We start from the raw sequence: 1838 nt of genomic DNA on the forward strand, positions 1-1838 counted from the left end.
TACGTACAGATGAAGGCTGGCTGTATCTGGCAGTGGTCATTGACCTGTGGTCACGTGCCGTTATTGGCTGGTCAATGTCGCCACGCATGACGGCGCAACTGGCCTGCGATGCCCTGCAGATGGCGCTGTGGCGGCGTAAGAGGCCCCGGAACGTTATCGTTCACACGGACCGTGGAGGCCAGTACTGTTCAGCAGATTATCAGGCGCAACTGAAGCGGCATAATCTGCGTGGAAGTATGAGCGCAAAAGGTTGCTGCTACGATAATGCCTGCGTGGAAAGCTTCTTTCATTCGCTGAAAGTGGAATGTATCCATGGAGAACACTTTATCAGCCGGGAAATAATGCGGGCAACGGTGTTTAATTATATCGAATGTGATTACAATCGGTGGCGGCGGCACAGTTGGTGTGGCGGCCTCAGTCCGGAACAATTTGAAAACAAGAACCTCGCTTAGGCCTGTGTCCATATTACGTGGGTAGGATCAAAATGCCGCTTTATGGTGACTCACAAAAATTCACCACATCCCTCACAACCACCTTATTACGCCCGGTCTCTTTCGCCTCGTAAAGTGCGTTATCAGCCAGTCGATAGATCTCATTCGGGTTTAACGCATTTTCCTGAGTCACAACAGCGCCAATACTAATCGTCACTTTTTGTGGTATAGCGTATTCAGGATTATCGCCAGTTAAACGCTCAACATTTTCCCGAATCCTTTCCGCTAAAGCTTTCGCACGTTCAGTATCGATGTCCGTCAGCAAGACGCCAAACTCTTCGCCGCCGACGCGCGCTAAAAGGTCATCTGGTCGTATGCTTTTCCCAATGATATTCACCACTGTTTTTATCACCTGATCGCCAACCGGATGCCCCCAGGTGTCGTTGACTTTTTTGAAGTGGTCGATATCCATAATCATGACGCAATAAGGCGTTTTTTTGGCTGATGCTGATTGAACTGTCAGTTCATTAAAAAAATAATTTCTGTTAAATATATTGGTTAAGGGATCGCGATGTGCAATGTTCTTTGTTACTCGTAGCGCACTGAATATATGGCACATAAATATTACCATAACGGTTAACTTACTGACTACTTCAATAGTGCGACTAATATACCAAGTGGACACGCTATACCTACTCATAAATAACAGAGAGATATTGTACAGTACGGCACAAAAAGCAATCACCGTCACTCCATTCCAGATATCATAGCGTAAACCATTAAAGTATAGATTAACCGAAAGCAAGGTTAACCACATGAAAATCATTATGGTAACATATGAGGCTTTCCAAACCACCTGACCATTTTCATTGGTTAACTCGGCAATGTGTAAATTGTAGCTCTCATAATGACTAGAAAGTATGTGAGCAACTATCGGCCCCCCAAAAACAAAAAACAAACTTATGCACAAAGTCATTTTTTTGGAAAATAAATTGCGCTGTTTTGTGTTTTCACTAACTTTATTCACCAATGCCAGAAATATTAATATGCACAAACTCATCTGACGAAACAAATAATAGATTGCAATGTCATTTTGGACAACACTGCTTGTCAAACGCCCCTCAATAATTTGCTGAATGATAATGACGGTTTTAACAAAGTAAATCAAACAACTCAGAAAAGCCAAACTAAGTATACAGTTTGAAAATTGCCTACGGTCATAAATGAAATACAACTGCATAAAAATAAATGCAACAGTATCGATAAAAAATAAAGCAATCATTACCATCAGATAGGTTGATCGTGGAACAACTTCCTCAACGCCTGGCTGATTAAACCAACTATTCACCAAAACCAAAGCAAGCCCAAACAATAAGCTCACTAATACAGTACTACTAATTCTCAAAT

At 42.3% G+C, this 1838-nt stretch carries 2 protein-coding genes; one reads left to right on the plus strand and one right to left on the minus strand.

Annotation, left to right across the window (positions count from 1 at the left end; translation table 11 throughout):
• Window positions 1-452 (plus strand): IS3 family transposase (locus E0D98_RS23800; RefSeq protein ID WP_032226755.1); only part of this gene is annotated, 452 nt, incomplete at its 5' end.
• 40 nt (window positions 453-492) lie between these two features.
• Here E0D98_RS23800 and E0D98_RS23805 read toward each other — a convergent pair.
• On the minus strand, window positions 493-1836 hold the full coding sequence (locus tag E0D98_RS23805; RefSeq protein WP_131891205.1) for a GGDEF domain-containing protein: 1344 nt from the start codon (window positions 1834-1836) through the stop codon (window positions 493-495).
• Window positions 1837-1838 lie beyond the last annotated feature (2 nt).

The organism is Escherichia sp. KCJ4928 (assembly GCF_004352695.1).
Classification (GTDB): Bacteria; Pseudomonadota; Gammaproteobacteria; order Enterobacterales; family Enterobacteriaceae; genus ECMA0423.